1 protein-coding gene is annotated in these 718 nt (G+C 55.8%); it reads right to left on the bottom strand.

Going from position 1 to position 718, the window contains the following annotated elements; genetic code table 11:
• Positions 1-635: transposase (locus Q5Y75_RS28395; protein ID WP_306203660.1), on the bottom strand; the 635-nt coding region annotated here is incomplete at its 3' end.
• Positions 636-718: the final 83 nt, after the last annotated feature.

The raw sequence follows: 718 nt of genomic DNA on the forward strand, positions 1-718 counted from the left end.
GTCCATTGGCTGGCTGGGTCGGAATGGGAGGTGAACTTTGGCTGCACCTCGCTGGCCGCACCAAAGGCGGCCTCGTCCAGCGTGTCGAGGTACTCACGCACAGCACGGGGCGCATCTGCCGGATCAATGGCCGACGCGTCCCACTCTTCCTTCGGCGTCGAGTTCTGCTTGTTAGCATCTGCCTCAATCAGGCTGGCATCGACTGCCATGCGCTGCCCGCTGACCAGACCTTCCTCAATGCAGCGCGTGACGGTCATCTCAAACAGATGCCGCAGCAGTTCGCTGCCACGGAAACGACCGTGACGGTTCTTGGAAAACGTCGAGTGATCAGGGATCCTGTCGCTTAGATCGAGGTGGCAAAACCACCGATATGCAAGGTTCAGATGTACCTCCTCGCAGAGCCGCCGCTCCGATCGGATGCCAAAGCAATAGCCCACAAGCAGCATACGGATCAGTAACTCAGGATCGACAGAAGGTCGGCCCGTGTGGCTATAGAAATCCGACAGATGAGTGCGAATGCTGCTCAGGTCGACTAACCGGTCAATGGATCGCAAAAGGTGATCTTGAGGAACGTGATCTTCCAGAGAGAACTCATAAAACAGTGCCGCTTGAGCTTCCTGTCTTGCTCCCATCATCGGCCAATCCTCCCGCTCGTAAGACGAATTGAATCAGCAGTTCATCCATCGATCAAGCTAGAGTTTTTCAACAGAATAGGGCG

It is taken from the genome of Ruegeria discodermiae (genome assembly GCF_030758345.1).
In the GTDB taxonomy this organism is placed as follows: domain Bacteria; phylum Pseudomonadota; class Alphaproteobacteria; order Rhodobacterales; family Rhodobacteraceae; genus Ruegeria_C.